This is a genomic window from Haloplanus sp. (genome assembly GCF_028275055.1).
Taxonomy (GTDB): Archaea; Halobacteriota; Halobacteria; order Halobacteriales; family Haloferacaceae; genus Haloplanus.
The window spans coordinates 1-4574 of record NZ_JAQCNJ010000079.1 but is presented as its reverse complement, the minus strand read 5'-3'; the positions used below and the strand labels follow the sequence as shown (position 1 = coordinate 4574).

Annotated in this window: 4 protein-coding genes and 1 pseudogene; 2 read left to right on the top strand and 3 right to left on the bottom strand. The window is 67.2% G+C overall.

Features of this window, described 5'->3' with window-relative positions:
* On the bottom strand, positions 1–658 hold a 658-nt coding region (locus Q0925_RS10400), incomplete at its 3' end, for a DUF1405 domain-containing protein (protein ID WP_299335114.1).
* A 93-nt stretch (positions 659–751) separates the two neighbouring features.
* Between Q0925_RS10400 and Q0925_RS10395 the strand changes: the two genes are divergently transcribed.
* Complete coding sequence (locus Q0925_RS10395) at positions 752–1183, top strand: universal stress protein (RefSeq protein WP_299335112.1); 432 nt, start codon at positions 752–754, stop codon at positions 1181–1183.
* Here the strand turns inward: Q0925_RS10395 and Q0925_RS10390 are convergent, their stop codons facing one another.
* On the bottom strand, positions 1184–2389 hold the full coding sequence (locus Q0925_RS10390) for an inorganic phosphate transporter (protein ID WP_299335110.1): 1206 nt from the start codon (positions 2387–2389) through the stop codon (positions 1184–1186).
* A gap of 315 nt (positions 2390–2704) precedes the next feature.
* Positions 2705–4225, bottom strand: a complete 1521-nt coding sequence (locus Q0925_RS10385; protein ID WP_299335108.1) for an aldehyde dehydrogenase family protein — start codon at positions 4223–4225, stop codon at positions 2705–2707.
* Between the two features lie 89 nt (positions 4226–4314).
* Between Q0925_RS10385 and Q0925_RS10380 the strand changes: the two are divergent.
* Positions 4315–4574 (top strand): annotated as a pseudogene (locus Q0925_RS10380) (transcriptional regulator); the annotation flags it as partial.

The following is a 4574-nucleotide window of genomic DNA, read 5'->3' as shown; positions in this document are numbered from 1 at the left end:
TCTCCAGCCGGCGGACGCGGATGGCGAGTGCGAGGAACGTCGCGAGGAGTGTCAGTGAGACGGCCGCCGCCCCGGCGATGTCGTGGGCGACGACGTCATGATTGCCGACACTGACGAGGTGCGGGCCGAAGTACGTGTGGTGGTAGTCGCCGACGATGGGGAGGAAGTAGTCCACGATGTCGTTGAACCCGAACCACGCGGCCGCGACCCCGACACCGGAGAGGGAGAACGTCGCGTACCGGTGGATCACGAGCGCCTGGAGCGCCATTCCGAGGTGGCCGACCAGCAGGAACCAGTAGTACGGGTCGCCGCTCGTGAGCACGTCGTTGATCGTGAGTTGGACCACGACCACCCAGAGGCCGTATTTGAGGTTCCCGACGAACGCTAGGGCGTGAAGCCACTCCCGGTTCCGGCCCACCTTCCACGACACGAGGCTCGCGAGCATCAGCATCGTCACCGTGGGGCTGTCGGGGACCACCGGCCACATCACAGCCGCGGTGTTCCCCAGTTGGAACCGGTAGTACCAGAAGCCGAACAGCGTGCCCACGAGGTTGACCGCGACGACCACCCAGACGAGTCGGAGCGTCAGCGCCTCGACCCGGGCGGGCAGCGGGGCGAGATACGCCGGCAGGTCGTCGGTGGCGGAGGGTGACGCCATCGTCTCCGTTCTGTGCGGGCGGGAGTACAAGCGTTCCGGTCGTGTCCGTCGCGGGATCGCTGGCGATATGTGGTGCCGGAGTCAACGTGCGGTATGGCACCATCCCACGTTGTCGTCCCGCTCGACGGGTCGCCGCTGGCGGACGAGGCACTCAGGCAGGCGCTCGAACTCTTCGAGTGCCGGATCACGGTTCTGAACGTGGTGACGCCGATCGACGCGGGGATGAGTGAGGGACACGCTCTCGCCCCCGACGCGGACCGCCGCGAGGCCGCGCGTGAGCGAGCCACCGGGGTCGTCGAACGGGCGAGGGCACACGCCGCCGAGGCCGACCGGGTGGTCGAGACGGCGGTCGAGACGGGTGATCCGGCGGGCGTCATCCTCGCGTACGTCGAGCAACACGACGTCGACCACGTCGTATTAGGTGGGCACGGGGGTGAGCGGGGCGCAATCGCGCGCCGGGTGCTCGGAACCGTGGCGACGGCCGTCGTCGGCGGGGCGCCCGTGACCGTGACTGTCGTCCGGTGATCACCCACCGAGGACCATCGCGAAGAGCCGGTAGAGCCCGAACCCGACCGCGACGGAGGTGGTGAGCGTGATGAGCCAAAACCCGAGTGTCACGCCGATCTTCCGGCGGGAGACGCCCGCCGAACCGCCGGCGAGCCCCCCGCCGATGACCCCCGAGAGGATGATGTTGTTGAACGAGATCGGGATGCCCAACGCGATGGCCAGCTGGGCGATGACGAATCCGGGGACCAGCGCGGCGATCGAACGTCTGACCCCCAACTGTGCGTATTCGCGGGAGGTCGCCTGGAGCAGCTTTGGTGCACCCATCCACGCGCCCGCAAGGATCCCGGTCGCACCGAACGCCAACAGGACGATACTGGGGAGGCCGAGCTCGGTGCCGTAGAGGTTTTCGAGCGGGCCGGTCGCCAGCCCGACCTGGCTGCCGCCGCTGGAGAACGCGACGACACTCCCCAGAATGACGAGAAACGTCCGGATCCCCTTGTCGACGGACTCCATGGTCCGGCGGCGCATGAATCGAAAGCTCAGCGCGGCAACGCCCACCGTCACCACGAGCACCAGCGGGTCGATCCCGGCGGGTGTGGGCGTTTCGATCGATCCGGCGACGAACCCCGCAACGGAGCTCTGTGTTGCGCCGGGCGGCGACGGAATAATCGCTAGCTGCACGTTCGCAACGATCCCGCCGACGACCGCTGCCAGGAGCGGGACGCCCACGGTCTCGGGGATGTCCTCGCGCCGGAGGAGCGTCGCGGTGGCGTAGGCGAGGCCGCCCGATACCGGCGGAACGAGCGCCCAGAACGTCAGTATCCGTCGATAGGTGTCGGTCGCGGGGTCGCCCCCTAAGGCGAGGCCGACGCCGACCATTGCCCCGGTGGTCGCAAACGCCGCGGGGACTGGAAAGCCGGTGTAGACCCCGAATATCATGTAGCCGGTGGCGGTCAGTAGCCCCGCTGTCGCCGCCAGCGACGTGATCTGGACGCCGTCGATCAGGCCCGCTCCGACCGTTTCGGAGATGGCCCCGCCTTGGAGGAGTGCACCCAGCGCAGCGAGGATGCCGATGAGGAAGGCCGCCTGCATCGTCGAGATGGCGTTGGCGCCGATCGCGGGCGCGAAAGGCGGCGAGTTGCTGTTAGCCCCGAGCGCCCACGCGGTGACGAGGCTGGTGAGCGTCGCCAGGACGACGAGAGCCCAGAAAACAACGCCCGGCATACTCAGCCGCCTCTACGGAAACGGGGGTAAGGCATACCACCCGCTTGTTTGGGTGTTGAATTAAACTTTCGTGTGGCGGGTCGGACCCGTGCCGGCACGCGACCGCTGACTGGCGAGTGAGACCGGACGGGTTGTGGGCTCGTGGTCACAGCCGGACAGCGAGCGCCGAGGATCGTTGTAGTCCCGGCACACCGCGGATGTGGGGCTTCCACGGCCGTTTCGGCAGGCCCGATACCACCGGTGTGAACGACATATTCCGACCGGCCGCTACTCCTCCGTCTGCAGTGGCGTCGCCGACCACGCCGGGCCGCGTGGTCACTCGTCGTTGGTGTTGATTTCGGACGACAGGCCCTGGGCCATCTCGATCTCCTTCGAGTTGTTCAGGGTCCACGCGGTGCGGTCGGTGACGGCCTCGATGGCCTCACGGGCCGAGGGGTAGCCGTTGCCGGACTTCTTGACGCCGCCGAACGGAAGTTGGACTTCCGCGCCGATACACGGGAGGTTCCCGTACGCCAGCCCGAGTTCGGCGTGGTCCCGGTAGTAGTGTATCTGGCGGTAGTCCTCCGAGACGATCGCGCCGGCGAGGCCGTACTCGGTGTCGTTCTGAATGGCCACCGCGCGCTCGATGTCGCCGTCGTATTCGAGGAGCGCGACGTGCGGACCGAACACCTCCTCGTGGATACACCGCAGGTCCGCGTCGGGGTCGGCCTCGTAGACGAACGGGCCGATCCAGTGGCCGTCCTCGTGGCCGTCGGGGATCTCGTCGGCCGCGAGGTCGGTGCGGTCGACCAGGACGTTCACGCCCTCCTCGCGGGCGAGTTGGTTGTAGTCGGTGACCTTCTCGTGGTGCTCCGCCTCGATGAGCGGCCCCATGAACGTCCCCTCATCCAGGGGGTCGTCGACGGCGACGTCGTTGGCGACCTCGACGAACCGCCGTTTGAACTCGTCGTAGACGTCGGCGTGGACGATCAGGCGCTCGGCGGAGACGCAGCGCTGGCCCGTCGTCTTGAACGCGGACATCACCGCCGAGTGGACCGCGATGTCGAGATCCGCTTCCTCCGTGATCACGACTGCGTTCTTTCCGCCCATCTCGCAGACGGCCCGCTTGCCGGCGACGCCGCCGAGCGTGTCCTGGATCAGGTGGCCGACCTCCGCCGACCCGGTGAACATGACCGTCTCGACGTCGTCGTGTTCGACGATCGCGTTCCCGGCGTCACCGAACCCCTGGACCATGTTGAACACGCCGTCGGGGATCCCGGCGTCGTCGAACATCTCCGCGATGATCTGTGCACACCACGGGGTCTGCTCTGCGGGCTTGAACACGACGGTGTTTCCCTCCACCAGCGCGATGGCCATGTGCCAGTAGGGAATCGCGACGGGGAAGTTCCACGGGGTGATGCAGCCGGTGACGCCGCGGGGCTTCCGGCGCATGTACGCGTCCTTTGCCGGGATCTCCGAGGGGACGATGTCGCCCTTCGGGTGGCGCGCGTCGCCGGCGGCCCACTCGACCATGTGTGCGGCTTCGACCACGTCGGCGCGCCCCTCGCTGATCTCCTTTCCGCACTCTTTCGTGACGATCCCGCCGAGTTCGTCGGTGCGCTCGCGCAGTTCGTGGTAGACGTCCCAGAGGTATTCGGCGCGCTGAACTCGTGAGAGCGACCGCCACTCCTCGAACGCCCCGTCCGCCGCGTCGACCGCACGGTCGATGTCCGCCGACGTCCCCTTCTGAAATTCGCCGAGGGACTCCCCAGTCGCCGGGTTCTCGCTCTCGAAGGTCTCCGAGCCCGTACTCGAGACCCACTCGCCGTCGATGTACTGTTGGAATGGCTCCGACATGGGTACCAATCCCTTCCGGCGTGTCCAAACATCCCACCCGACCATGGTCGGCAGAGTCTTTGTTATGGAGTACCAATGATTTGGCAGCAATGGCACCGACTGACGCGGGCGGGCGGGAGGAACGGGCCGGGACGCGACTGACGCTTGACGTGTGGCACCCGAACTGTTGGGCGCTCGAAGCGACGAGCAGAACTGACGGTGGCGTGCTCGCACACGCCGTCTATAATTCGCCGCGGACCGACGGCGACGTGCCGAACTCGGTGAACGGCCTGTTTACGGCCTTTGCGGACACGAACGAGGCGGTCGAGAACCTGCTTGATGCGATCCGCGACTCCGAGTGCGCGGGTGA

Bases quoted from the DNA above. Each gene is read 5' to 3' on its own strand.
- Q0925_RS10395 (WP_299335112.1), top strand. From the start codon at position 752: ATGGCACCATCCCACGTTGTCGTCCCGCTCGACGGGTCGCCGCTGGCG.
- Q0925_RS10390 (WP_299335110.1), bottom strand. From the start codon at position 2,389: ATGCCGGGCGTTGTTTTCTGGGCTCTCGTCGTCCTGGCGACGCTCACC.
- Q0925_RS10385 (WP_299335108.1), bottom strand. From the start codon at position 4,225: ATGTCGGAGCCATTCCAACAGTACATCGACGGCGAGTGGGTCTCGAGT.